This window comes from Streptosporangium sp. NBC_01639, assembly GCF_045209755.1.
GTDB lineage: Bacteria > Actinomycetota > Actinomycetes > Streptosporangiales > Streptosporangiaceae > Streptosporangium.
The window spans coordinates 4,234,342-4,260,801 of the sequence record NZ_CP109272.1; the positions used below are offsets into that span (position 1 = coordinate 4,234,342).

The 26,460-nt window shown below is 70.1% G+C and carries 21 protein-coding genes; 13 read left to right on the forward strand and 8 right to left on the reverse strand.

Annotated features, from left to right (window positions below; translation table 11 throughout):
• Positions 1-140 precede the first annotated feature (140 nt).
• Both OHA77_RS19185 and OHA77_RS19190 read right to left on the reverse strand, forming a co-directional pair.
• The gene (locus tag OHA77_RS19185) at positions 141-470 is read right to left on the reverse strand and encodes a cupin domain-containing protein (protein WP_406319377.1); all 330 of its coding nucleotides are present in this window, start codon (positions 468-470) and stop codon (positions 141-143) included.
• A gap of 454 nt (positions 471-924) precedes the next feature.
• Positions 925-2,877, reverse strand: a complete 1,953-nt coding sequence (locus tag OHA77_RS19190) for a BTAD domain-containing putative transcriptional regulator (RefSeq protein ID WP_406319379.1) — start codon at positions 2,875-2,877, stop codon at positions 925-927.
• A gap of 94 nt (positions 2,878-2,971) precedes the next feature.
• Here OHA77_RS19190 and OHA77_RS19195 point away from each other — a divergent pair, with 94 nt between their 5' ends.
• Positions 2,972-3,850, forward strand: a complete 879-nt coding sequence (locus tag OHA77_RS19195) for an alpha/beta fold hydrolase (RefSeq protein WP_406319380.1) — start codon at positions 2,972-2,974, stop codon at positions 3,848-3,850.
• 589 nt (positions 3,851-4,439) lie between these two features.
• Here OHA77_RS19195 and OHA77_RS19200 read toward each other — a convergent pair.
• A complete protein-coding gene (locus OHA77_RS19200) occupies positions 4,440-5,636 on the reverse strand; it encodes an NYN domain-containing protein (protein ID WP_406319382.1) in 1,197 nt (398 codons plus the stop codon).
• Positions 5,637-5,882: 246 nt separating this feature from the next.
• Positions 5,883-8,315: a zf-HC2 domain-containing protein gene (locus OHA77_RS19205; RefSeq protein ID WP_406319384.1), complete on the reverse strand. Its 2,433-nt coding sequence runs from the start codon at positions 8,313-8,315 to the stop codon at positions 5,883-5,885.
• A gap of 219 nt (positions 8,316-8,534) precedes the next feature.
• Between OHA77_RS19205 and pyrE the strand changes: the two genes are divergently transcribed.
• Positions 8,535-9,071 carry an orotate phosphoribosyltransferase gene (pyrE, locus tag OHA77_RS19210; protein ID WP_326819290.1) on the forward strand — a complete coding sequence of 179 codons (537 nt, stop codon included), beginning with the start codon at positions 8,535-8,537 and terminating at the stop codon, positions 9,069-9,071.
• Positions 9,072-9,089: 18 nt separating this feature from the next.
• Here the strand turns inward: pyrE and OHA77_RS19215 are convergent, their stop codons facing one another.
• Positions 9,090-9,515 carry a hypothetical protein gene (locus OHA77_RS19215; RefSeq protein ID WP_406319386.1) on the reverse strand — a complete coding sequence of 142 codons (426 nt, stop codon included), beginning with the start codon at positions 9,513-9,515 and terminating at the stop codon, positions 9,090-9,092.
• Between the two features lie 53 nt (positions 9,516-9,568).
• A complete protein-coding gene (locus OHA77_RS19220; RefSeq protein WP_406319388.1) occupies positions 9,569-10,294 on the reverse strand; it encodes a DedA family protein in 726 nt (241 codons plus the stop codon).
• Between the two features lie 166 nt (positions 10,295-10,460).
• On the opposite strand from OHA77_RS19220, the gene fbaA reads away from it, so the two are divergent.
• From fbaA to OHA77_RS19240, 4 genes are all read left to right on the forward strand, one after another.
• On the forward strand, positions 10,461-11,483 hold the full coding sequence (gene fbaA / locus OHA77_RS19225; RefSeq protein ID WP_406319389.1) for a class II fructose-bisphosphate aldolase: 1,023 nt from the start codon (positions 10,461-10,463) through the stop codon (positions 11,481-11,483).
• Positions 11,484-11,667: 184 nt separating this feature from the next.
• Positions 11,668-12,090, forward strand: a complete 423-nt coding sequence (locus OHA77_RS19230) for a DUF3151 domain-containing protein (RefSeq protein ID WP_326819286.1) — start codon at positions 11,668-11,670, stop codon at positions 12,088-12,090.
• A 128-nt stretch (positions 12,091-12,218) separates the two neighbouring features.
• The gene (locus tag OHA77_RS19235) at positions 12,219-13,502 is read left to right on the forward strand and encodes an adenylosuccinate synthase (RefSeq protein WP_406319391.1); all 1,284 of its coding nucleotides are present in this window, start codon (positions 12,219-12,221) and stop codon (positions 13,500-13,502) included.
• Between the two features lie 85 nt (positions 13,503-13,587).
• A complete protein-coding gene (locus OHA77_RS19240; RefSeq protein ID WP_406319392.1) occupies positions 13,588-14,514 on the forward strand; it encodes a glycerophosphodiester phosphodiesterase family protein in 927 nt (308 codons plus the stop codon).
• A 111-nt stretch (positions 14,515-14,625) separates the two neighbouring features.
• On the opposite strand, the gene corA is transcribed toward OHA77_RS19240, so the two are convergent.
• On the reverse strand, positions 14,626-15,744 hold the full coding sequence (corA, locus tag OHA77_RS19245; protein ID WP_406319394.1) for a magnesium/cobalt transporter CorA: 1,119 nt from the start codon (positions 15,742-15,744) through the stop codon (positions 14,626-14,628).
• Between the two features lie 385 nt (positions 15,745-16,129).
• Between corA and purD the strand changes: the two genes are divergently transcribed.
• The 6 genes from purD to OHA77_RS19275 all read left to right on the forward strand — a co-directional run bounded on the left by purD (position 16,130) and on the right by OHA77_RS19275 (position 24,646).
• A complete protein-coding gene (purD, locus tag OHA77_RS19250) occupies positions 16,130-17,440 on the forward strand; it encodes a phosphoribosylamine--glycine ligase (protein WP_406319396.1) in 1,311 nt (436 codons plus the stop codon).
• Between the two features lie 183 nt (positions 17,441-17,623).
• Positions 17,624-18,658 (forward strand): hypothetical protein, encoded by a 1,035-nt coding sequence (locus OHA77_RS19255; protein ID WP_406319398.1) that lies wholly within the window; start codon positions 17,624-17,626, stop codon positions 18,656-18,658.
• 56 nt (positions 18,659-18,714) lie between these two features.
• Positions 18,715-20,358 carry a DUF262 domain-containing protein gene (locus OHA77_RS19260; RefSeq protein ID WP_406319400.1) on the forward strand — a complete coding sequence of 548 codons (1,644 nt, stop codon included), beginning with the start codon at positions 18,715-18,717 and terminating at the stop codon, positions 20,356-20,358.
• Positions 20,359-20,405: 47 nt separating this feature from the next.
• On the forward strand, positions 20,406-21,548 hold the full coding sequence (locus OHA77_RS19265) for a type II toxin-antitoxin system HipA family toxin (RefSeq protein ID WP_406319402.1): 1,143 nt from the start codon (positions 20,406-20,408) through the stop codon (positions 21,546-21,548).
• 315 nt (positions 21,549-21,863) lie between these two features.
• Positions 21,864-23,132, forward strand: a complete 1,269-nt coding sequence (murA, locus tag OHA77_RS19270; RefSeq protein ID WP_406319404.1) for a UDP-N-acetylglucosamine 1-carboxyvinyltransferase — start codon at positions 21,864-21,866, stop codon at positions 23,130-23,132.
• Positions 23,133-23,356: 224 nt separating this feature from the next.
• Positions 23,357-24,646: a GTP cyclohydrolase IIa gene (locus OHA77_RS19275; RefSeq protein WP_326826963.1), complete on the forward strand. Its 1,290-nt coding sequence runs from the start codon at positions 23,357-23,359 to the stop codon at positions 24,644-24,646.
• 63 nt (positions 24,647-24,709) lie between these two features.
• On the opposite strand, the gene hisC is transcribed toward OHA77_RS19275, so the two are convergent.
• Positions 24,710-25,771, reverse strand: a complete 1,062-nt coding sequence (hisC, locus tag OHA77_RS19280) for a histidinol-phosphate transaminase (RefSeq protein ID WP_406319405.1) — start codon at positions 25,769-25,771, stop codon at positions 24,710-24,712.
• Between the two features lie 83 nt (positions 25,772-25,854).
• Between hisC and OHA77_RS19285 the strand changes: the two genes are divergently transcribed.
• The gene (locus tag OHA77_RS19285; RefSeq protein ID WP_406319844.1) at positions 25,855-26,451 is read left to right on the forward strand and encodes a Uma2 family endonuclease; all 597 of its coding nucleotides are present in this window, start codon (positions 25,855-25,857) and stop codon (positions 26,449-26,451) included.
• Positions 26,452-26,460 lie beyond the last annotated feature (9 nt).

A 26,460-nucleotide genomic window follows, 5' to 3' on the forward strand; every position in this document is an offset into this window, starting at 1 on the left:
GGCCGCCCGCTCCCCATCACCGACTCGGCCAAGGCCGCGGAGCTCACGCTGGGTACGGAGGAGCCGGCGCAGTTCGAGGACGCTCTACCGGGTTGAGGAGAATTGCGACCAGGGTGTTGAACGTGATGGCCTTCTCCGGTTCATCCGCGCGAGCCGTAGGCCGGGCCGAACACGACCAACAGCGCCAGATCCTCCGTGATATCCACGAAGCGGTGTTCCTCACCTGCCGGAACGAAGATCACCGCGCCGGGGCCGACCTCCTCCTCCCCACTCGGTGTCATGATCCTGGCCCGGCCCGCGGTCACCACATAGATCTCGTCTTCGGTGTGCGGGCTTTGGGTGTCGACCCCGCCTGCCGAAATGCAGTACGTCCCAACGGACAGGTCCGGCACCTTGAGGTGCTCGACCCAGTCGTTGGCAGCCTCGGCAGCCGGCCGCGCCCACTCTCCTGCTCCCTTGATGATCTGCATGGCGGCGACCCTACCGCCATCTCGATCCCGGATTCACAGCCACCCGTACTCGCGAGCCGGGCAGGGCGAACGCCCCTGGGGTTATGGCCGCAGCCGGTAGCCGGAGCGATCCCGGCTGCTTTCCGGCACGCCCTCCTCATCCAGGCCGACCCCATCCGGTGCCGCCGTCCCCGCTGAACTCAGATGCCGTGACCTACGCCATGAGCCGGTCCGGCAGCGCATCAGCGGTATTGATGATCGCGGGTAGGGCGTGGCGTTCCCGCAAGCTCTCCATGGCCTCCCGTGGGCCATGGGTGGCGGGCTCCCGCTGGTGACCATGGTGCTCACGTCACGAAGGCGGACGATCAGAGACCGCGCGAGCGCCCACGTTGGGACCCTGGGCGCCCGACGGGGCGTCCACGGACCACATGGTGGACGAGGCCGTCCTCATGATGCGGGCCAGGTACGGCGCGGGTTAGAGATCCGGCACCGCCGTGATCTCGGCGAGGATCGCCGAGACCGAGCCGAGGCTGATCAGGCCACTTACGGCCCCCGCCAGTTCGCCCGCGGCCGGGAGCAGCGCGGCGTGCGCCCGCCGAAGGGCCGGGAGATCGCCCAGCGACAGCGCGGCTCGGGCGAGGAGGGCCCACAGCGCCTCGGCGAGGAGATCGTGGGGCGGATCGGGAGCGGCGCGCAACGCCTCGGCCGCCTCGGCCCGCCGTTCGGCCGCCAGCAGCAGCGCCGGGAGGGCCCACGGGCGGTACGGTCCGAACCGGTCCGGGTCCTCCGGCTCGGGCGCCCGGTCGTGGCGCACTCGCAAGGCCAGCAGCGCCAGGGGCGGGAGGCCCTCGCTCAGGCCCGGCATGCCGGCCGAGTCCACAGGGACGGCCGCGGCCCGGTAGGCGGCCTCCTTGGCGGCGAAGGGGACCTCGGGGTCTTCGGCGAGGCGGAGCACGCGATACCAGGTGGTGAAGACCGACACCAGCGGCCGGCCATGGCGCTCGGCGAGGCCGTCCAGGAGGACGGCGTGCCGGTCTCCCCGGGTGAAGTCGGCGACCGCCGCGGCGGACTGCAGCCCGATCAGGTGGCCCAGCACCTCGTAGCTCGGTAGGCCGTGCCGGACGGACACCGCGGCGATCTCCGCTCCGATCGTGTCCCGTCGTCCGGACAGGCCCGTCGTCTCGAACGTCTGCATGTACACCCCGTTGAGGGCGAAGGCCAGCAGCGCCGGATCGTTCAGATCGCGGGCGAGGCGCTCGGCCTCCAGCGCCGCTGCCCGTGCCCGCGGGGCCGCCGTGCCGCGCGATTCCAGTGCGACGGTCGCCAGCAGGCGCGCCCGCACGCCGGGAGCGGTGTCCTCGGGGAGACGGGCCAGGGTGCGTTCGGCCGCCGCGACGATCCGGGCCGTCTGCGCGGGATCGTCGGACCGGGTCCAGTTCGCCGGGACGTCGTAGGCGCCGATCACCCGGGCGGTCAGCTCGGCGTCGCCCAGTTCCTCGGCGGCCTCCACCGCGGCGGCGCGGTGCTCCCGGCCCGCGAGGAGACCGTCCGCGCCGGTGACGGCGAGCCCCCGCATGAGCCCGACCGTGGCCTCCAGCCGCAGGCGCGCGTCCGGAGCCGCCCGGTCGTGGGCGGCGACCGCACTCGCCCAGACCCGGGCCGCCGGGTCGGCGGGCGCGTCCAGCCGGTCGGCCTGCCGCAGGATGTCGGCCTCCAGATCCCGCAGTCCCGGCCCGGGGTCCAGGCCCAGCTGCTCGGCGAGCGCGGAACGGGCTCCGCGCAGGACGGCGAGCGCGTCAGCCTGTCGCCCCGCCCGGTACAGCGCCAGGGCCAGCAGCCGCCACCCCTCCTCCCGCCAGGGATGGGCGTGGGCGTGCGCGTCGAGATCGGGCACGGCCTCGGCGGCCCGGCCGAGGTCCAGCAGCGCCTGGGCGCGCCGTTCCACCGCGCGCGCCCGCAGCTCCGCCGACCGGGCCCGTTCCGGTTCCGCCCACCGGGCGGCGGCGAAGTCGGCATAGGCGGGTCCGCGCCAGAGCGCCAGCGCCGTGTCCAGCAGGGAGAGGAGCCTGGCGGGCGGTTCCTTGGCCTCGACGGCCCGTTCGAACCGCCAGGCGTCGACGGCGTCCGGGGCGGTGCGCAGGGAATATCCGGTCCCGACGGTGACGATCAGGCGCGGCGGGGTGCGGGGCGGCCGATCGGGTTCCAGGGCACGGCGCAGCGCCCCGACGAACGTGCGGATCGAGCCGATCGCGCCCTGCGGAGGGTCCTCCCACAGATCGGCGGCCAGCAGATCGACCGGCACCACCCGGCCCCTGGCCGCGACGAGCCGCGCCAGGACCTCCCGATGCCTCGGCCCCTTGAGCGAGATCACCGAACCGGCGGCGTCCCACGCCGCCACCGGCCCGAGGACCCCGATGAACACGCCCATCCCCGTTCCCCCCTCGGCCCCACGTTAGCGCTGATCGGACGCTCATCGGGGCCGGGCAGCCTGGGGCATCGGATCAGCGAAGGAGAGAAATCCCATGTCGAACGGCATTCCGGGCTTCACCTACCACCGCGTCCCCGTCGCTGACGGCGTCGCGCTGAACACGGCCGTCGGCGGATCCGGGCCGGCGATCGTGCTGCTGCACGGCTTCCCCCAGACCCACCTCATGTGGCGGCACGTCGCCGCCGACCTCGCCGCCGACCACACCGTCATCTGCCCGGACCTGCGCGGTTACGGCGCCAGCGACAAGCCCGCCGAGACCGGCCCCGACGTCTACTCCAAGCGCACCATGGCCGCCGACGTCGTCGCCCTCGCCCGCGCCCTCGGCCACGAACGGTTCACCCTGGCCGGCCACGACCGCGGCGCGCTCGTCGCCTTCCGCGCCGGCCTCGACCACCCCGAGTCCGTCACCCACCTGGCCAGTCTCGACGTGCTCCCCACCCTCGACATGTGGGACGTCCTGCACGGGGTCTCGGCCACCGTCGGATGGCACCTCTACCTCATGGCCCAGCCGCCCGGCCTCCCCGAGAAGATGATCGCCGCCGACCCCGACGCGTTCTTCGGCGCCTTCCTCGACCAGTGGATCAAGAACCCCGCCGCGATCCCCACTGAGGCCCGCGCCGCCTATCTCACCGCCTGCCGCGAGGCGATCCCCTCGATCGTCGCCGACTACCGTGCATCCGCGGGGATCGACGTCGCCCACGACGCCGCCGACCGCGCCCACGGCAGCCGCCTGCGCATGCCTGTCACCGTCATCCAGCAGGACTGGGGCGCGGCCCTCGGCTACGACGCCACCGCCCGGTGGCAGGCATGGACCGACGACCTCCACCACCACACCACCACCGCAGGCCACTTCATGGCCGAAGAAGCCCCCACCGAGATCGTCAAGCATCTCCGCGAGCTCCTCACCCGCTGATCACCTCACGAGCCGGAACGCCACCTCCGTGCCACGCCTGTCACCAGCGAAAACTCGTACACCACTTCCGTGGACGCAACCGCCCATCCCGCTGCGGCGCCCAACCCTGCACTGGTCGAAGAGCAAGGCTTCAGCTACGGCGACCGGCCCTGAACGGCCCCGCACGGATCGCTTCAGCATCAGCGAGATCCATGGGCGGCCCGAAAGCAAGCGGCTACGGCCTGCACGCCGTACGGCGGGGCCGTCTGGCGCGGAGGTGGGTGGGTGTTCCGGCCGGCTTATAAAAAACCGTAACCAGCGCGCCCGTCAGGCCGGAGGCCTGAAAAACGAGACGGTGACTGCGACGGCCGGCCGGAACACCCACCCACCGCAGCGCGAACGGCGAACCCCGAAGCACCCACCCGCCGCAAACCAGAGCACCCCGCCCACCGCAACGGACACAGCGACAGACCGGAACACCTATCGCAGCGACAGACGAGAACGCCCTGAGGGCAGCGCGCACAGCGAAACCCCCACGACGCGAACACTGACAAGCCGGAAGACCCACCACGGCGAACCGGCTCCAGAGGCGCCAGGCCACCGCGGAAACCTAGCGCCGAGCGCGCTCCAGGGCATCCCAGAAGCCCCGCCGGAGAGCGTGACGGACCTCGTCATGGAGGAGGAAGTCGATCGGTAGAGAGGAGCCCTGGAGAAGACGGGCCTCCAGGTCGGAAGGCATGCGGGGCTTACGGGCGAGCACGGCCTCCAGCCACAGGGCGGGAGCGTCCTTGGCGACGGACTCGCCGAAATCGTAGCCTTCCTTGTGGGCGGCCTTCACGGCGTCGGAGAGGGTGGTCGTGCTGCTGTTGGCCATGCTCTGGATCGGCACGGGAGCCGCCTGAGGACCGGTGTAGACGCCGAGTTGGCCGGGCTGGTAGCTGGGCGTGTTTCCGGTGTTGCCCAAGGCGTACTGCGGGGCGGCCGGCATCGGACCGGTCGGGCCGTTGGGAGCCGGGGGCGGCGGGGCCTGCTGCGGAGCCGGAGCCGGAGCCGGAGCCGGAGGAGGCTCGTGGTTGTAGCTCGGATAGGACGGCAGCGCGGGCTGGGAGGGCTGGGAGGGCGCGGGGTTGACGCGGGGGGCCGGGGAGTGGGCGTGTGCGGCGCCGTTGCTGCCGGCGGTGGGAGCGGCCGTGACCTGCCCGTTGCCGGTCGGCTGATGGCCGTTGCCGGTCGGCTGATGGCCGTTGGCCAGGTGAGGCGGGTCCACGGCACCGCCGGTCAGGCTGACATACGGGCGCAGATGGCCGCCGCCGATCTCGATCAGGTCGTCGCATTCCTGGCGGAGCGAACGGGACACCGCCCAGTTGCCGTCGGTGGCGATGTGCACGACGGTGACGCGGATGCCGAGGTCCTGGGCGTCACAGACGACCTGCGCCAGATCCTCGTCGCCGCTGACCACCACCGCGTCGCAGACCGCGCTGTTGCGCGCCAGCGTCATGAGGTCGCGGTGGACCTGGGCGTCCACCCCCTCGCGACGTCCCGGGCGGATGCGCGACAGCCTGAGCTTGAGTCCGGGGATGTCGGCGAGCGCGTCATGCTCGGCGGTGCGGCGGCCTTCGACGCTCGCCTCGTACCAGTAGCACCGCAGCAGCGGCAGCCCGGTGCGATCCTTGGACAGGCTGCTGAGCAGTTTGAGCAGTCCCGGATAGTCCCAGGAAACCGCCTCGCGATGGCGAGTCCCATGTACGGCCATCGCGCCGTCGGCCAGCAGGTAGCCTGCGTCCACGAACAGCGCGCAGCGATCCACGCGACACCGCCCTTCCTACGTGGCCCGCCCTTTCGGCTCAGACAAGCCTGAAAGACCCCTGAGATCAGCCAGACGGCCCTTCCTCAGGGTAATCAAGCAACTGATCGTCCGAGGGTGAATCCCGACGATTCGACCTGCGCCTGACCATACGCCGGAGTGTTAACGCAGACCGTACCAGTTCGTCCTGTTCTTGAGCCCTACCGATTGACCGTACCGGCCCCGGAGCTTTACCGAGCATCCCGCTGCTCACGGACGGGCCACGACCCGCACCGCCGCCGCCCCGAAGAGCAGGCCGTCCTGGTCGCCGCTCACCTTGAGCACCGGACGGCGACCCAGGGCGGCCTGGAAGTCGTCCACGTCGGTACCGAAGGTCATGCCCATGCCCTCGGCGCCCGTGGCGGATCCGTCGAAGGGGTTGCCCGCGTCCCGTTCGCCGCCGGCCGGCCGGAGCGGGCGTCCGCCGAGCGTGACCTGATCCCCTCGCACACCGGCGTCGCCCTCCCAGGTCACCAGGTTTATCCGCGCGGGTGCGGCGGTGGGCGTCAGTCCGTCGAGGGGGATCCACGCCGGCCCGTGCGCGCGGTCCACCACGGTGACGGTGTCGACGACGACGGCATGGCTGTACGGCTGGCGGGGATCGGCCGCGACGACCACCAGGCTCCACCCGGCGTGCCGGGCGAAACCGGGCACCAGTGAGGCGTCAGCCGCCCAGTAGGTCCCGTGGAGCGTGCTCATCAGTCTCGTCACATCGGCGAACGCCTGGTATCCCACGCCGGTGGGCAGGTCCTTCTCGACCACCCGTTCGGCCTTCACCTGCCGGTATCCCCGGTCCCCCGGCGCCTTGAATTTGATCAGCCCGCCGGCGGGCGCGCTGGCCGACCAGTAGAGCCCGGCCCAGACCACCTTGCCCGTCCTCGGCAGGGTCAGCCGTGCCGCGCTCGAACTCCCCGTCGACGGATCACGGTCCTGGTCGAGGGCGGTCATCTCCCACAGGTCGTTGTCGCGGCGGTCGCCCGCGCGGGCACGGGCGATCTGGCATGCGGGGTCGGTGGACCCGCAGTCCAGGAGGGTGTTGCCGATCGCAGCGGTGATGACCTGCCCGTCGGTGGCGAACCGGGCGGGAGCGCCGACCGCCCGGACCCCGGTCCGCGACGTGGCCGTCACCCCGCTCCCCGCACCGGAGACACGGACCGACGGCGCCGCTCCCTCGGCCGCCGTCGGGGAGACGAGGACGCGGAGGAAGATCGCCGTGGTCCGGCCGGCCGCCAGCGGCCTCCTGGAGCACCGCGCGCCTCCGGCGCCGGCGCGGCAGGCCCAGCCGTCGACCGTGCCGACCGGCTTGACCTCGGCGACCGCCCACCCCCGGCGCGCCACCGCGGGCACCGTCACCCCGTCCGGCAGACCGACGTCGGCGACGAGTTCCCCGCTCTCCCCGTCTCCGGCGTTGCGCAGCCGTACCGCCACGATGCCCGCCTCGGACCGGACCAGCGCGCCGAGAGCGTCGATCCTGGCGGTCAGGCGTGGCGCGGGCGCGGGGCGCGGCCTCGCGGCAGGCGGCGGGGCCAGGGCCTGGGGCCGGTGCGTCCACCCCGGCTCCGGGTGCGCGGACAGCGGACCCTGTGACGACGGTTCGAGGGCGGCGATCGGCACCGGTTCGGAGATCGGCGCCCTCGGCGCGGCCGACGCGGTCGGTGCGACCGGTGCGGCCGGTGCGACCGGTGCGGTCGTTTCGGTCGGCAGGGTCGGCGCGGTCGGTGCGGCCGGCGCGCTCGGCAGCTCCTGGGCCGTGATCAGGACCAGGGCCGCCGCCAGGACGGCCGTGCCGACCGCCGCACCGGTCGCGAGGGCCCGCCGCCGGGGCTTGGACGCCTGTCGCCACCAGCCGAGCGGCCCGCCCATGCCGGCGATGGCCGCCCTGTCCAGTCCCGCGAGGTATCCGGTGAACGCGGGGCCGGCGATGAGAGGGCCGACGATGACGCGTAGCTCCTGGTTGGCGTCGGCGATCTCCAGGAAGGCGTTGTGGCAGTCGGCGCAGCCGTCCATGTGCTCGTCCAGATCACGGCCGTCCTCCCGGTCCAGGCCGCCTCGCGCGTAGGCACCCATCCTGTCCAGCACCGGGAGGCACGCCCGCCGGGGGAGCCCTTCGAGATGCACCCGCAGGTAGGCCTGGCGCCAGCCCTCCCTGGCCATGTAGGCCAGCGCGACGACCCCGTTGGCCGTCAGGCCCAGGAACGGAGCGACCTCGGCCGGCCGGGCCCCCTCGACTCCCGTGTGCCACAGGACGAGTTGCCACCGCTCCGGCAGGGACAGGAAGGCCCTGGCCACCGGTGAGCGTTCCAGACCGGTGAGCGCGGGATCGACGAAGGGCACCCCCGTCTCTCCGGTGGTCGCCTGCCCGCCCTCCCCCCATGACCAGTCCTGGACCGTACGGCGCAGCGCGGTGAGCAGGTAGGGCCGGAACGCCTCCTCGGGACCCTCCCCCCGCCTGACGAGGGCGAGGACCCTGCTGAACGTCTCCGCCACGACCTCCTCGACCTCGCCGGCGCTCCGCAGCAGGCACCGGGCGAGGATCCGGGCCGCCGGTGCGTGCCGTCCGTACAGCTGGTCGTAGGCCGCGAGGCTCCCGTACCGGGCCTCGGCCAGCAGCTCGGCATCGCCTTGAGATGTTTTCGTACTCATTGTTACCCCATGATTACCCAGAGTTGCCAGCCGGATAATTCCACAGTCGGCGGTATGACTAACCCGAGATCGCGTCTTTGCGTGCGGCGGGCCGGGGTGGGAGGGAGGCCGAGACGGTGCGGATCAGAGCGTCCCGGGCCTTTCGGCGTCCGGGGTCGAGCACTCGGAAGGCGGTGGCCGGGCCCGGGGCGCTGTCGCGTCCGCCCTAATCTTGTTGCCATGAGCGATCGTGAGAACCTGCTGGCGGAGATCAAGGGTAAGGGCGTGGTGCACGGCAAGGTCGTGCTGTCCTCCGGGATGGAGGCGGACTTCTACGTGGACCTGCGCCGGGTGACCCTGGACGGACGGGCGGCTCCTCTGGTGGGCCGGGTCATGCTGGACCTCACCGAGGACCTGGACTACGACGCGGTCGGCGGTCTCACCCTGGGGGCCGACCCGGTGGCGACCGCCATGCTGCACGCGGCTGCGGCGCGGGGGCGGGAGCTCGACGCGTTCGTGGTCCGCAAGGCGCAGAAGGCTCACGGGATGCAGCGCAGGATCGAGGGGCCGGACGTGAAGGGACGGCGGGTGCTGGCGGTGGAGGACACCTCCACGACCGGCGGGTCCCCGCTGACCGCCGTGGAGGCGCTGCGCGAGGCCGGTGCCGAGGTGGTGGCGGTGGCGGTGATCGTGGACCGGGGGGCGGCCGCCGCGATCGCCGAGGCCGGCCTGCCGTACCGGGCCGCCTACGACCTCAAGGACCTCGGCCTGGCCTGAGTCCTCTCCCGGCGGCGGTCAGCCGCGGGTGGCGGTGAACTCCTGGCGCTCCCCGGCCTTGCCCGGGGGGCGTACGGCGCCGTTCACCTCGACGCGGACGGCCGCGGAGTCGGTCAGCACCACGTCGATCCCGGCGTCGAAGGACTGGACCTGCTCGCCTTCGGCCATCTCCCTGTCGAGCAGCACATCGCCCCCGGCGACCTTGAGGAAGACCCTGGGGCACTGCTGCCGCAAGCACTGGACGCGGACGGTGGGGACCTGCTCGGGGGTGGCGAAGGGGGCGGTGGCGGCCGACGAGGGCGGCGCGCCGGGCTCCGGGTCCGCGCTGAGCACGCCGACCAGCGAGAGGACGCCCGCCACGAGCAGGGCGGCGAACGCGAGCACCGCCAGGCCTGCGAGCACGAGGCGGGCGACACCCATCGGGTCGGACCTGTGGCGTCCCACACAGTGGAGGCTAGCCGCTGGTGGAGTGCCTTACGACCGGTCCGGGTGCCGATTCACAACCGGCCGTCGCCGCCCGGCGGGCGGGTGGGCGTGCCGCGGTGGTGCTTTCCCTGGGGCAGCGGGGCGGTGGCGGCGCCGCCCTTGCGGCCTTTCATGAACTCCCTGATGATCGGGATGATCGAGAGCAGGATGATCACAATGGCGCCCGGCAGGATGTATTTGTCGATGTCGGGCACCGCCGAACCGACCAGGCGGCCGAAGAGCAGCATCCCGTCGGTCCAGATGATGCCTCCGACGCAGTTCCACAGGAAGAACCGCTTGCGGTCCATGCCGAGCATGCCCGCGACCGGGTTGAGGAACGTGCGGACGATCGGGATGAACCGGGCGAGCACCACGGCCTTGGACGGGCCGAACCTCCCGAAGTAGTACTCCGCCTTGTCGACGTACTCCTGCTTGAAAATCTTGGAGTCGGGCCGTTCGAACATCCTGCGGCCGTAGGTGGCGCCCAGGTGGTGACCCAACTGCGCGCCGGCGATGGCGCAGATCGGGGCCAGGACCAGCAGCAGCGGGAATGACAGCGGGCTGAGGCCGGGGATGGCCGCGGCCGCCTCGGCGGTGCTGAAGACACCCGCCGCGACGAGCAGCGAGTCGCCCGGCAGGAAGAAGCCGAGCAGCAGCCCGGTCTCGGCGAAGATGATCCCGAGGACGCCCACGGTGGCGAACGGGCCGAGCAGGCCGAGCCACCACTTGGGGTCGAGGATGTTGTGCAGAAGGTCCATCGGCGTGAAGCTTACCGGTGATAAGGACCCCGGGCCGAGAGATTGCACAGGCAGAAGTGGTGAGGAGCTATCCGGCCGGGAAGGAACCCGGAATACTGGCCGACGGGCCATGTCGCCAGAAGTCCCTCGCCAGCCGCTCACAGCCGTCTCTAGGGAGATGACAACGATGCCTATCGCGACTCCAGAGGTCTACGCCGAGATGCTCGACCGGGCCAAGGCCAACGAATTCGCCTATCCGGCGATCAACGTGACCTCGTCCCAGACTCTCAACGCCGCGCTCAGAGGGTTCGCCGAGGCTGAGAGCGACGGCATCGTCCAGGTGTCGACCGGCGGGGCCGAGTTCCTGTCCGGCACCGCCGTCAAGGACATGGTGACCGGCGCGGCGGCCCTCGCGGAGTACGCCCGCGTGGTCGCGGCCAAATACCCCGTGACGATCGCGCTGCACACCGACCACTGCCCGAAGGACAAGCTCGACGGCTTCGTCCGCCCACTGATCGACATCTCCCTTGAGCGGGTGGCCCGCGGGCAGGACCCGCTGTTCCAGTCGCACATGTGGGACGGTTCCGCCGTGCCGCTGGAGGAGAACCTCCAGCTCGCCCAGGAGCTCCTGGAGAAATGCGCCCGCGCCAAGATCATCCTGGAGGCGGAGATCGGCGTGGTCGGCGGTGAGGAGGACGGCGTCGTCGGCGAGATCAACGAGAAGCTCTACACCACCGCCGACGACGCCCTCGCGACGGCCGAGGCCCTGGGCCTCGGGGAGCGGGGCGTCTACATGCTCGCGGCGACCTTCGGCAACGTGCACGGCGTCTACAAGCCGGGCCACGTCAAACTCCGCCCGAGCGTGCTGAAGGAGATCCAGGAGGCCGTGGGTGCGAAGTACGGCCGGGAGAAGCCCTTCGACCTGGTCTTCCACGGCGGCTCCGGCTCACGGTTGGAGGAGATTCACGAGGCCATCTCCTACGGCGTGGTCAAGATGAACATCGACACCGACACGCAGTACGCCTTCACCCGCCCGATCGCCGAGCACATGTTCAAGAACTACGACGGCGTGCTCAAGGTGGACGGCGACGTCGGCAACAAGAAGGCCTACGACCCCCGCTCCTACGGCAAGGCCGCCGAGACCTCGATGGCGGCCCGCATCGTCGAGGCGTGCCAGAACCTGAAGTCGGCCGGCACCAGGCTCGCCTGATCGGCCCTCCGGCCGCCGGTCCGCGGACGACCGTCCGGAGACCGGCGGCCCGGAGACGACCGGCGGCACCGCGCCGCTCTCCGGCGGCAGGAGCGGCGGTCGGACCCTGACCGTCCAAACAGTCCGGAGATAACAGGGAAGCGGCCCTCCTGCTGGGTAAACCCAGCAAGTACGCTCACTAGCCATGACGGAATCGCACGAGAACCTCCTCGCCGGCCCGCCGCCCACCCGGCTGCCTGACCTTCCCGAGGCCCGAGAGGCGCTGGAATCCGGCGCTCAGGCATCTGATGTCGCCGCACGCTTCCCCGGCTACCCTGCCGCCTGGGCCGCGCTCGCGGACGAGTATTTCGTGAACGGACACGCCGTGACGTCGTACGCGTTCGCCCGCACCGGCTATCACCGCGGTCTCGACCAGTTGCGCCGCGCGGGGTGGAAGGGGCACGGCCCGATCCCCTGGGAACACGAGCCCAACCGTGGTTTCCTGCGCTGTCTCCACGCGCTGGCCCGCGCCGCCCAGGCCATCGGCGAGAAGGACGAGGCCGAACGCTGCTTCCAGTTCCTGAAGGACTCCAGCGTCGCAGCCGCTGAGGAGTTGATCGGCCGCTGAGTCCCCGGGATCTCTCCCCCCGGGGGTGGGGGATCCCCTTTATGTCACTCAGTCGGGTATTCTCTCCACGCAAGAGCCCCTGTCGCGATTGCGTCAGGGGTTTTCGTTTTTGTGGTGGGAGATCAACGATGCCGGCTGTCGTTCTCGTGGGCGCCCAGTGGGGCGATGAGGGTAAGGGTAAGGCGACCGACCTGCTTGGCGACAAGGTCGACTACGTAGTCAGATACCAGGGCGGAAACAACGCGGGCCACACGGTCGTCATCGGCGACCAGAAGTATGCGCTGCACCTGCTTCCGACCGGCGTGCTGTCTCCGAACGTCGTGCCGGTGATCGGCAACGGTGTCGTCATCGACCCGGGTGTGCTGCTGAGCGAGATCGACGGCCTGGCGGCCCGCGGGGTCTCCGCCGAGCGCCTGTTGATCTCGGCGAACGCGCACCTGATCATGCCTCACCACAAGGCCATCGACAAGGTCAGCGAGCGCTACCTCGGCAAGGCCAAGATCGGCACCACCGGCCGGGGCATCGGTCCCGCCTACGGCGACAAGATCTACCGGATGGGTGTGCGCGTCCAGGACCTGCTGGACCCGGGCATCCTGCGCAAGAAGATCGAGGTCGCCCTCAACGAGAAGAACCAGATCCTCACCAAGATCTACAACCGCCGGGCGATCGATGCCGAGCAGGTTCTGGAGGAGTATCTCGGCTACGCCGAGCGCCTCACGCCGCACATCGCCGACACCTCGCTGATCCTGAACAAGGCTCTGGACGAGGACAAGGTGGTGCTGCTGGAGGGCGGCCAGGGCAACCTGCTCGACATCGACCACGGCACCTACCCGTTCGTCACCTCCTCCTCTCCGACGAGCGGCGGCGCCTGCTCCGGCTCGGGCATCCCGCCGACCCGGCTGACCCGCGTGATCGGCATCCTCAAGGCGTACACCACCCGCGTCGGCGCCGGTCCGTTCCCGACCGAGCTCACCGACGAGATGGGCGACTGGCTGCGCACCACCGGCGGTGAGTACGGCGTGACCACCGGCCGCAACCGCCGCTGCGGCTGGTTCGACGCGGTGATCGCCCGCTATGCCACCCGGATCAACGGCGTCACCGACTTCTTCCTCACCAAGCTCGACGTGCTGTCCGGCCTGGAGAGGATCCCGGTCTGCGTCGCCTACGAGGTCGACGGCGTCCGCTACGACGAGATCCCGATGACCCAGACCGACTTCCACCACGCCAAGCCGGTGTACGAGGAGTTCCCCGGCTGGCAGGAGGACATCTCCGGCGCCAAGTCCTTCGAGGATCTGCCCGCCAACGCGCAGGCCTATGTGAAGGCCCTGGAGCAGATGAGCGGCGCCCGGATCTCCGCCGTCGGCGTCGGCCCCGGCCGTACCGAGACGCTCCAGATCCACTCGATGATCTGATTTCACCCGGTACGGCTTGCACCCGGCGCCTCTCCGGCGCGAGCCGTACCGGGAGTTCGGGACGCCGGGTCGGTATGGTCCTTCCGTGCATGCCGAGATTCATGGTCACCGCGGAGCCCGCGGCCTTCGCCCGGAGAACACCCTGCCCGGTTTCGCCCACGCCCTCGAACTGGGCGTCGACGCGCTGGAGCTGGACGTCGCGCTGACGGCCGACCGCCGGCTGGTGCTCACCCACGACCTCACGGTGTCGGCGGTGACGAGCGCCGACACCCGGCCGGTCCGCCATGGCGACCCGTTCTTCCCCTACGTGGGCAGACCTGTCGGTGAACTCACCCTGGCGCAGCTGCGCACCCTTGAGTGCGGAGTACGGCTGCCGCGCAACCCCGCGGACCGTTTCGCCCCGACCCAGGTGCCGGTGCCCGGCACCCGGATGCCGACGCTCGGCGCGGTGCTGGGGCTGGTGGACGCCTACGGCGCCGACGGCGTGCGGCTGCATGTGGAGCTCAAGTCCGATCCGACGAGGCCGGACCTCAGCGCCGATCCCCGCGAGTTCACCGAGATGGTGATCGCCGAGCTCGACCGGCATCACCGGCTCGGCAGGGCGGCGATCCTCAGCTTCGACTGGCGGATCCTCGACATCGCCCGATCCCTGGCCCCCGCGACCCAGCGCTACGCCCTGATCGAGCGCGCCACCATGGATAGCGCGTGGCTGAACGGCATGCGGCTTGAGGACTTCGACGGCGACATCCCGGCCGCAGCCGTGGCGGCCGGCGGCACCACCCTGTCCCCGGAGCACGTCCTGGTGGAGGAGCAGCTCGTCCGCCAGGCCGAGAAGGCCGAGCTGCCGCTGGCCGTCTGGACCGTCAACGAGCCCGAGCGGGCCGCCGAGCTGCTGGATCTCGGGGTGGCCGGGGTGGTCACCGACTACCCCGACCGGATGCGTGCCCTGTGGGCCGACCGGGGGATGCGCGTGCCGGTGCCCGTCACCTCCGCGCGCCGTAGCGTGGCTTGACCTCCTCCCCGGCCCGAGGACCGGGGAGCCTCCCGTCGCGTCGCGGTCAGGCGGCGCGCGGGGCGTGGCGGCCGCGGTGCGCCGCGTCCGGCCGCGCGCGGAGCCCGGCGGTCACATCCAGCCGTTGCGGCGGAACCCCCGGTAGAGCAGCGAGCAGGCGATCACCATCACACCGATCACGACGGGGTAGCCGAAGACGGAGTCGAGTTCGGGCATGTGGTCGAAGTTCATCCCGTAGATTCCGGCGATCATCGTGGGCACGGCCATGATGGCGACCCATGAGGAGATCTTCCGCATGTCCTCGTTGGCGAGGGCGTTGGAGCGGGCCAGCGCCGCCTGCAGGATGGAGTTGCTGAGCTCATTGGACGACTCGACCTGCTCGCAGACCCGGGCCAGGTGGTCGACGACGTCGCGGAAGTATTCGCGCATCTCCGCGGGGATCATCCGGCGCTGGGCCAGCGTCGACATGGGCGACTGGAGCGGGGTGACGGACCGCTTCATCTCGATCATCTCGCGCTTGAGGTTGTAGATCCGGCTGATGTCGCGGGCGCTGACGTCGGCGAAGACCATGGCCTCGACGTCCTCCAGCTCGGTCTGCATCAGGTCGGCGACGCCGAGGTAGCGGTCCACGACGTGGTCGGCGATCGCGTGCAACACGCCGGTCGGGCCCCGCCCGAGAAGCTCGGGCTTGTCCTCCAGGCGCTCACGCACCTCCGAGAGCGGGCAGTACTCGCCGTGCCGTACGGTCACTACGAAGTCGGGTCCGACGAACACCATGATCTCGCCGGTGCCGATGATCTCGCTGGTGGCGGTCAGCACGTCGTGGTCGATGTAGGCGACGGTCTTGAGGACCATGAACAGCGAGTCGCCGTAGCGTTCGACCTTGGGCCGCTGATGAGCCTTGACGGCGTCCTCGACGGCGAGCGGGTGCAGGGCGAAGACCTCCGCCAACCACTCGACCTCGGGGGCGTCGGGCTCGTGCAGGCCGACCCAGACGAAGGCGTTGCCCTGCTCCTCGGCCGCGTTGTGGGTGCGGACGAGATCCAGGGCGTCCGGGATGCCCAGGGCGTCGATCTTCTTACCGTCGATGTAGGCGGCGTATTCGACGAGCGAGTCGCTCGGCGGGACGCAGCCGCCGTTCATCCGGTCACCGAAGGGGGCGGCGGGGGCGTGCGGAGCGCGCAGGGTCCGCACGTGCTTGATACGGGGAAAAAGAAGCGAGGAGCGCATGGCGAGCCTTTCCCGCCCGGCCTGGCAGCGTCCACGCGCGACGCGATGTCACCTCGGTTCAACAGGGGAATGCGCGCGGAGCCCGGTCGGGCACTGATCCGGAGTGGTGGGAGAGTGCGCACAGAAGGCGTGCGCGGCACGTACTGCTGGGATCGCCAGAGGACATCCCCAACCACCTCCAATCAGCAAGAGACAGGCATAGCCGACCAAACCTAGCACAGATCTGGCATGTCACCCAGCCTACCCCTGCGCCCCATGGGAGATCAGCCGGAACCTGACAGAATTCACACGTCCTTTACGGCCGCGGCCCGTCGCGCCGACGCGCGGAACCTCTGTCCACAGCCTGTGGACAGTGCGCCGGGCGGGGGCCGATAGGCTCTCGCGAGTGCGCGTTCTTGTGATTGGATCCGGCGGGCGTGAACACGCCCTGTGCCGGTCGCTGGCAGCAGACCCCCAGGTCACCGAGGTTCACTGTGCTCCCGGCAACGCCGGCATCGCACAGGTCGCGACCTTGCATCCGGTGACCCCGACCGACCCCGGGGCGGTGAGCCGGCTGGCCGCGGAGCTGGAGGCCGGCCTGGTCGTGATCGGCCCCGAGGCGCCGCTGGTCGCCGGGGTGGCGGACGCGGTCAGGGAGGCGGGCATCCCGTGCTTCGGGCCCTCCCGGGACGCCGCCCTGATCGAGGGCTCCAAGGCGTTCGCCAAGGAGGTCATGGTCGCGGCGGGCGTGCCCACCGCACGGTCGCGCACCTGTGTCACCCCCGAGGAGGCCGCCGCGGCGCTGGCGGAGTTCGGCACACCGTACGTGGTCAAGGACGACGGCCTGGCGGCCGGCAAGGGCGTGGTGGTCACCGAGGACCGGGACGAGGCGCTCAGCCACGCCGCGTCGTGCGAGCGGGTCGTCATCGAGGAGTTCCTCGACGGTCCCGAGGTGTCGCTGTTCGCGCTCTGCGACGGGTTCACGGCCGTGCCGCTCCAGCCCGCCCAGGACCACAAGCGGGCCTACGACGGCGACAAGGGCCCCAACACCGGTGGCATGGGCGCCTACACGCCGCTGCCGTGGGCGCCCGAAGACCTCACCCGCCGGGTGATGGCCGAGACCGTCATCCCGACCGTGACCGAGCTGGCCAGGCGCGGCATGCCGTACACCGGGGTGCTCTTCGTGGGGCTGGCTCTCACCTCGCGGGGGCCGAAGGTGATCGAGTTCAACGCGCGGTTCGGCGACCCGGAGACCCAGGTCGTGCTGGACCGGCTGGAGACACCGCTCGGCGGCCTGCTGCTGGCCTGCGCGGACGGGACACTCGGCGGGTTCGGGCCGCTGTCCTACCGGGACGGCGCCGCGGTGACCGTGGTGGTCGCGGCGGAGAACTACCCGGCCGACCCCGTCCGGGGCGACGTCGTCGAAGGGCTCTCCGACGTCGGCGGCGACGCCTACGTCCTGCACTCGGGGACCGCGTCCGACGGCGACCGGATCGTCTCCGCCGGCGGGCGGGTGCTCAGCGTGGTCGGCACCGGCCCCGACGTGGCCGCGGCACGCGCGGCCGCCTACGAGGCGGTCGGCCGCGTCCGGCTGCGCGGCTCGCACCACCGCACGGACATCGCGGGAGGCGACGTGCTCTCCGGGACGGCTCCCGGGGACGCCCGGGCCGCTCACCCGGCGGCACCTGAGGCACCGGAGGCGGGACGGGACGCCTGACGTTCCCCGCCCTCCTGGAGGGCGGGGTGGATGTCAAGGCTCGGGAGGTCTTCCCATCCGGCCTTCACCCCGTCCGGAGGCCGGAACCCCGGCCCGTATTCCGGTAGCGTCTGATCGGCATGCCGCGATAAGCCGGGGGCAGTCTCTGCCCGTCCCGGCCGCTCCGCCCCCCACGGAGGAACGATGGCGCTCGACCAGTCGGCATTCCCAGAACGGATCGGCGACACCGGCGTGCTGCGCTGGCCGGGCACCTGGCGGGTCTACGTGTCCACCCGCAGCGAGGAGATCCGCGCCGAGACCGAACGCGCCCTGACCATCCGCGACGGGGCGGGCCAGCTGGTGTCCGTGGGCGAGGGCATCGGCACGCACCTGGCCCGTGCGGAGTCCTACGCGCAGGGCAGGAACGGCCTGCGGCGCTGGCTGACCGGCCACGCCGTGGAGGGTGCCTGGTCCAACGTCAACAGCGCGACCGTGATGATGTACGGCGTGCTGCCGACGGCCGAGCTGTGCGGCCGGGCCCCCGAGGTGGCGGCGATCGGCCGGGCGTACCTGCCCGGTGACGACCCCCGGCTGGCGCACCTGCAGGCCCGGCTCGCCGCCGGAGACCTGGGGGAGGGCGACCGGCCGTTGATGCAGTCGGTGCTGCGGGCCGCCTACACCGCGCAGGCGATGGAGACCGGCCGGGTGCGCAGCTTCCGCAACCTGCTGCTCGGCGGGGTGGTCATGCTGAGCCTGATCGTGCTGGGAGTGGTGGCCGTCGGCGCGATCTGGCCGGACGTCATCCCGATGTGCGGCAACCAGGCGGTGGCCCAGGTCCAGGGGCAGCTGCCCGCGCAGGTCTGCCCGACCGGCGGTCTGCGGCCCGGCCACGGCGACGTCCCGCTGGTCGCCCTGATCGGGATGCTGGGCGCGGCACTGGCCACGGCGGCCACGCTCTCCACCCACTCGGACCTGTCCACCCGTTACTCGCTGGCGGTGGTCCAGAACCTGCTCAAGGCCCCGGCGGGGGTGGCCACCTCCGTACTGGGCCTGCTGATTCTGAACTCCGGCTCCGTCCCCGGCTTCTCCGGGCTCGGCTCCCAGCCCGCCATCCTGGTCTGGGCCATGGCCTTCGGGTACGGCCAGCAGGTCGTCACCCGCTTCGTCGACCAGCGGGCCGCCAATCTCCTGTCCGCCGCCTCGCCGCTGACCGCCGCCGGCGGCTCGAATAGCAGATAACAGCAGGTAGGAGTCAAGTTTCCCGCTTACCATTGATCGGAAAGATGGGAGGTGTCATGGCCCCGGTCACCCGGCCGCTGGTGGAACAGACGACTCTTGACCACCTCGTCTCCCTGACCCTGGCCGGAGATATCCGTATCCCGTCCTTCCAGCGTCCCTACGTCTGGGGGCGCGAGCATGTCGTGAAGCTCTTCGAGAGCGTTCTGCGGGGTTACCCCGTCGGGAACCTGGTTGTTTCGCAACGCCCCGCCGACGCGTCCACCTACCGGATGGGCCCTTTGACGATCACGGCGGATGCGAAACCGTCCGCCTACTGGGTGATCGACGGACAGCAGCGCATCATCAGCCTGGTGGGAGCCCTCGCCGCTCCGCCAGAGACCACCGACCCGCGGTTCCGTGTCTTCTTCGACCCTGCGGAGAACACGTTCGTCTCTGCCGATCGGCACCAGCACATACCGGAACACAGGTTTCCCCTACCTGCGGCGTTGCACGTCGGGAAAACGCTCGCATGGCAGCAGGAGCGCCCCTGGCTCACCACCGCTGAGTTGGCACGGTGTCACGACATGGTGACGGCGGTGCGGGGCTATCCCATCGCCATGCACGTCATCGAAGGCAACGACGCGATGTATTCCGAGATCTTCCAGAGGATCAACAGTTCCGGTGTCTCGCTGCGCCGTGATGAGATCGACAACGCCCGCCGGGCGGGATCCGATCAAACGGGCACCGATGACCTGGGCACGCTGGGCTCAGCTGTGCGGAGATCCGGCTTCGGCACGATCCCCAAGCCCGTTCTCATACGGTCGGTTCTCGCCACGCGGGAGGACGGAGCCGGTGAAACCTCCGTTAACTGGCATGGCAACGTCCCCTCCCTCAGCTTGCTCGACGATGATGACCGGCGCGAGACGTTCCGGACCGCCCTCCGGGCGCTCGGCGCTGTCATCGACTTTTTGCGGGACGAAGCGGCCATTCCCCATGCGGAGCTGCTGCCGCACCTGTCTTTCCTGCCGATCCTGGTGCGATTCGCGGCACGGTTCGGGCCTCCCGAAGGACGGGCAGCAGAACTCCTCCGCCGTTGGGTCTGGCGGGGCTCGGTGCTCGACCTGACACAGCGAAATCATGCTTCGACAGCGAAGAGGTACGGCGGGGCCATCACAGATGACCCGGTCGCCAGTGCGGACCGGCTGCTCGACCTGCTTCCGCCGTACCAGGACTGGGAGCCCGATCTCAGCGCCATCGGGCTCGGTCAGGTGCGCACGAAGGTCAATCTTCTCGGAATGCTGTCCCGGCGCCCTCGAGTTCTCACCTATCCCCAAGATGAGGGTCTGGCCGGCACCGTGGCGGACCCGAGAGCGCTCATGGAACAGCGCGGGGGCCCTCTGCTTCCCATTGTCACAGACGGTAAGTCGCGCTATGGGCCATATGAAACGGTGGCCAACTGCTTGTTGCACCCACGGAACGTGTCCGCCGCAGACGTCCGCCGGGCACTGTCCTGTGGAGATTTCGATCCAGAGGTCTTGGAGAGCCATCTCATCGACGAAAGAGGATTGGAGCTCTGGCGAGAGGGCCTGATGCACGAGTTCATCGGGCACCGCGCGAAGCTGATCCAGACGGCCGTCACCGACCACGTGCAGGAAAACGCGCTGTTCGGTTTCCCCGACGGGCCGGGCCTGACCGATCTGATCTCCTCGGAGAGCATCTGATGACGAGCCGGATGACGTCCGCTCGAGTCCTGTTGGAGGATCGGGCCGTGGGCGTCCTCGAGCAACGAGCAGGAAGGATCTCCTTCCGCTACCTGGATCGGACGGTGGACCGACGGGTTCTGGGTCTGCAATACGAGTACAACCCTCGTATCGTCGAAAAGAGGGTAGGTGGCCAACTGCCCTCGTGGTTCGCCAACCTCCTCCCAGAGCGGGAGTCTGGGTTACGACGACTCGTAACTACCCAGCTCGGGCTGAAGTCGGTCAGCGACTTCGGCTTGCTGACCCACCTGGGGCACGACCTGCCTGGAGCCGTGCGTGTCATCGGTGACGACACCGTCCCGGAAGGCTCAGCCGATCACGATGCGCCACGCCCCGACTCGCAGAAGATGAGCTTCTCCCTCGCGGGAATGCAGGTGAAGCTCTCGATGATCCGCACATCTGGTGGTTTCCGTTACATCGGAGTCGGCGGTGACTGGATCGTGAAGTTTCCCAGCCGAAGTCACGTTCTCCTCCCGGAGAACGAACACGCCATGATGACCTGGTCGGCGCTCGCAGGCATCAAGGTGCCAGACCACCTGCTGGTCCCCATGGAGGAGCTGGATAACGTACCGGTCGAGTTGGTCACCCCCGGGCAGATGGCGTTCGCCATCCGACGGTTCGACCGGGTGGGCGGCCGGCGCATCCACCAAGAGGACTTCGCCCAGATCTTCGGCCTGCTGCCGTATGAGAAGGAACGCGGCCGGGCCGAGGATGTGGGACGGGTCATCCGTCGTGAATGCCCTCATGACCTCGACGAGTACGTACGGCGGCTGACTGCCTGCATAGTGATGGGAAATACCGACGAGCACCTGAAAAACTGGCCACTGCAGTATCCCGGGGGGCGGCAGCGGCAGCTTTCGCCAGCCTACGACCTCGTCTCGGTCATGTCCTACGAGAGCTTCCGGAGAGACACCCTGACTTTGCCGCTCGGAGAGCAGCCCGACACCCGGCACATCACCCTGGACCACTTTCGCACCTTCGCCGAAACGATCGGCACCGACCCGGACGGGGTGGTGGGCACCGTCAGGCAGACAGTCAGCGCGATGGCCGACTCATGGGCCGCCGTCAGGAAGAGCTGCCCCGTGCCGCGTTTCGTCGTCGATCACATCGACGAACGGCTGCGTGGCCTTCCTCTCGTCAAAGAAGTGTGAGCGTGCTGGCAGACTCAGGCCAGTGAAGCGTGTGCGCCACCCGGTCGGGATCCGTGACCTGTGCGGTGCCCCAAATGGCCGGATCGGACAGCCTCGGGTCGACCTCTGCCAGCCTCTGCACTTCCGTTGTCGTGCAACCGTTACCTGGAGCGCAGGAGCAACCGAGTGATCAGTGACCTATGGGGTAATTGCCACCCGAAGTGGCCGGTTCAGGGACGTCCAGCGACTACTGTTGGCCGACAACCCCTCTGGCTGCCGCCACTCGTTTTTGAGTCACGACAATCTCCGATTCCCCTTCCCCAAGGAGCATGACGCATGGTCCGTTACCGCGTGCGCGGTGGCAACCCCCTCCGTGGAACCGCCTTCATCCAGGGTGCCAAAAACGCCGTGCTGCCCATGATCGGTGCGGCGCTGCTGGCGGCCAAGGGCCGCACGGTCCTGCGCAATGTTCCGATCATCGAGGACGTGCGCCGCGCAGTCGAGCTGGCCGAGGCGATCGGCGCCAAAGTCGAGCTTCATGAGGCCGAGCGCACCCTGGTGATCGACGCCTCCCGGTTGAAAAGCCCGGTGCTGCCCGCCGAGATCGCCCGTCGCTTCCGTGGCTCCGTGCTCTTCGTGCCCGCGCTGCTGCACCGCCTCGGTGAGGCGATCATCGAGGGTGTGGGCGGCTGCAACCTCGGCAGCCGCAACCTGGATTTCCACTACCTGGGCTACAAGCGCCTCGGCGCGATCGTGGACGAGGGCGACGCCGTCATCCACGTCAAGACCGCCGGATTCACCGGCGCCACGCTCTATCTGGACACCCCCTCACACACCGGCACCGAGAACCTGATCATGGCGGCCGCCATCGGCCGCGGCACCACCGTGATCGAGAACGCCGCACTGGAGCCCGAGGTCCTCGATGTGATCGAGATGCTGACCCGGATGGGCGCGAAGATCAGCGGTGGGGGCACCGGGTTCATCACCGTGGAGGGCGTGGAGGAGCTCCAGGCCGTCGAGCACACCGTGATGCCCGACCGTCTCGACGCGGGCGTGTTCGCCATGGCCGCGGCGATCACCGGTGGCGAGGTCAACCTGGTCGGCGCCGATCTGGACCACCTCGGCGTGGTCCGTTACAAACTGGAGCAGATGGGGGTCGAATTCTCCGACCACGGTGCGGTGCTCCATGTGCGCCGGGATCGCCCGCTGCGCCCGATCAACGTCATCACCGACACCTACCCGGGGTTCGCGACCGACCTGCAGTCGCCGATCATGACGGTCGCCTGCCTCGCCGAAGGTGCCAGCTACATTCACGAGCGTATCTTCGACGGCCGTTTCGCCCTGGCCTCCGAACTGAACAAGATGGGCGCGGACATCGAGGTCAAGGAGAACAGCGCCGTCGTCCGCGGCGCCACTCCGCTGACCGGTACCGAGGTGACCGCACACGATCTCCGTTCCGGAATCGCCCTGGTTCTTGCCGGTCTCGCCGCCGAGGGGGAGACCGTCATCGAATCCGGTTATCTCATCGACCGCGGCCACTCATATCTGGCCGAGCGCATGCAGGCCTTGGGCGCAGATGTACGACGAGAGATTTCATCCTCATAATCAGTGGGTTTCAGTCTCCCAAAAAGCGCCCTGACCTGTGTAAACACTTACTGTTAGGGGTTTAGCCGTCGGGTTCCCCCCGGAATTGGCGGCAAATCGGGCGTGACATTACGGCCCCCACAAGCGATCGTTCCAAAAGAGAGCCGAAAACAAACGGACGCAGGATGGGACGAACATTGGTCGAGCGGGCCGAAGAAACTCCACGAGTGTCACGCCCGGGTGCCATGACACCGGACCTCACTATCGGTGTGGTGGGCCCCCATGACCTTGTGGAGCGGGTGATGTTGATGGGACACGCGGCGGCTCCCCTGCCTTGCCGCCTGGTGGCCGCTGCCTACCGGGACGAGCAGGAGGCCGCCGACAAGGTGACCCGGCTGGGGGCAGGGGTGGACGCCTGCCTCTTCGCCAGTCCGGTCCCCTATGACCTGGCGCGACGCTCAGGGGTGCTGACGATGCCTGCGACGTATGTCCAGCTCGGCGGCGCCGCCCTGATCGCCGCGCTGGCCAGGGCCGCACTGGACGAGCGGATCGACCCGCGCAGGGTCAGTGTCGATGTGCTGAGCCGGGCCGACGTCGAGGAGGCCTACACCGATCTGAACCTGCCGGCCACGGACGTGCACAGCCGCGACGAGCCGGGGGCCACCGGCACGATCGCGGCCTTCCACGAACGTCTGGCCCGCCAGGGCGCCACCAGTGGGGCGCTGACCTGCCTGCCCGCCGTGGCCGAGCGCCTGCAGGCGGCCGGAGTCCCGGTCGTCAGGATCCGGCCGACCTCCGCGGCGGTCCGTACGGCGCTGCACACGGCGGCCCTGCTCGGCGCGCACCACCGGCTGGAGGAGTCACAGCTCACGGTCGTCCTGGTGGAGGTGCCGACACTCCGTGAACCGGTCCGCCGGGCCGCGCCGCGCTACTGGCGCGACGAGCTCCGGCTGTCCCTGCACCGGCTGCTGGTGCAGGAGGCGAACCGGATCAACGCGTCGGTGACCTCGATCGACGATCACAGCTACATGGTCACCGCGACCCGGGGCTCGGTGGCGACGGCCACCGAGGGCTTCCGGGTGCTGCCGTTCGCGGCGCGCGTGCGCGACGAGCTCGGCCTCGCGGTGGAGGTGGGGGTCGGCATGGGCCGTACGGCCCATGACGCCGAGTCCCACGCACGGGCGGCCCTGGCGCGCACCCAGGCGGGCAAGCAGGCGCAGGGCTTCGCGGTGGACCGCGAGGGCAGGGCGCTGGTCCCCGCGCCCAGGGTGCCGCCGCAGGGCGGCGGGCCGCTGAAGCCGAAGGGCGTGGAGGTGCTGGCCCGCCTGGCGGCCAAGCTGGAAGGGGGAGACACGGTGGTGGACGCGGAGGGCGCGGGCAAGATGCTCGGCGTCACCCCGCGCACGGCACGGCGGCTGCTGCGCACGTTGGTCGACGAGGGACTCGCGTGGCCGCTTCCGCCGAACCGCACCCCGCAGCCGGGCCGGCCCCGTCAGCTCTACCGTCTGATCGTGGAGAAGCTCGGCAACCGCTGAGCACGGTTCCCGTGGTCCGCGGGGCCGCCCCACCCGGGGCGGCCCCGGACCACGCGGCCCGTCTCAGCCGCGCCGGAACGCCGCGGCGGCGGCCAGGAAGGTGTCATTGGCCTCGGGAGAGCCGATGGAGATCCTGGCGCCCTCATCGGCGAAGGGACGCACCGCGACGCCTTCGGCCGCGCAGGCCCCGGCGAACTCCGCCGTGCGCTCCCCCAGCCGGAGCCAGACGAAGTTGGCCTCGGTGACGGGCACCGTCCAGCCCTGGGCGATCAGGGCCTCACGGACCCGGGTGCGCTCCTTGACCACCGTGTCCACCCGCTCCAGCAGCTCGTCCTCGGCCGCCAGGGAGGCGATGGCCGCAGCCTGGGCCAGGTGGTTGACCGCGAAGGGCACCGTCGTCTTCCGTACGGCGGCCGCCACCGGCTCGTCGGCGATCAGGTAGCCCACCCGGAGCCCGGCGAGGCCGTACGCCTTGGAGAACGTGCGCAGCACGGCCACGTTGGGCCGCTCGCGGTAGACGGTGAGCCCGTCGGTGACGTCGGCGTCCCTGACGTACTCGTGGTAGGCCTCGTCGAGGACGACGAGCACGTTCTCGGGGACCCGGTCGAGGAAGGCCGCCAGCTCGGCCGCGTGGACGACCGTGCCGGTCGGGTTGTTCGGGTTGCAGACGAAGAGCATGCGCGTCTGCGGGGTGATCGCCTCGGCCATGGCGTCCAGATGGTGGGTCTCGCCCAGCAGCGGGACCTGGACCGAGGTCGTCCCGGCCAGGTCGGCCAGGAGCGGGTACGCCTCGAACGACCGCCAGGCGTAGATCACCTCGGCGCCCGGCTCGCTCACGGTCTCGAAGAGCTGCTGGGCCACCGTCACCGAACCGGCGCCGAGCGCGACGTGCTCGGGCGGCACGCCGTACCGCTCGGCGATGGCGTCCGTCAGCCCGGCCGACGCGGGGTCGGGATAGCGGTGGATCTCGGCGGCGGCCTTCGCGACCGCCTCGACCACCGAGGGCAGCGGCGCGTAGGGGGATTCGTTCGAAGACAGCTTGTAGGACCGGCCGTCGGCTGACACCACGGCCTTGCCCGCCTTGTAAGGGGGCATTGTGTCCAGGATCGCGCGGAAACGAGGCATGGTCTTACTTTATGAGGAGCGGGCGGATGGGGCATCATCCTGTAAGACTGGAGGTGAGAGGCGTGCCCGACCGGGAGGACGACATGAGCATCGCACCGCTGTCAGAGGTGGAGTCGCTGCCCGCATGGGCGATTCCCCCCAAAGAAGGATTCATCGCCGAAGACCTCGACCAGCTTCCGGGGATCCCCCCGCATACCGAACTGATCGATGGCACTCTCGTCTTCGTGAGCCCCCAGACCAATTTCCACATGTCGATGCTCTTCCTTCTGGAGAGCGAGTTGCGGCGCGCGGTCCCGGCCGATCTGCGGATCAGGCGTGAGATGACGGTGACCCTCGGAAAGCGGCAACGTCCCGAGCCGGACATCCTGGTGGTCCACGTCGAAGCCGTCACGGGGCCTCGCCAGACCACCTACCGGCCGGAGGACGTCGTCCTGGCCGTCGAGGTGGTCTCCACCGAGTCCGAGATCCGCGATCGGGAGCGCAAGCCCGCCCTCTACGCGGCGGCGGGCATCCCCCACTTCTGGCGGATCGAGAACGCCGAGGGCCACCCGACGGTCTATGTCTACGAACTGGACCCGGCGACCGGGTCCTACGCGCTCACCGGGATCCACCACGACCGGCTGAAGCTCGGCCTCCCCTTCGAGGTCGACATCGACCTGGCGGAGATCGACGACCTCTGACCGCCATCC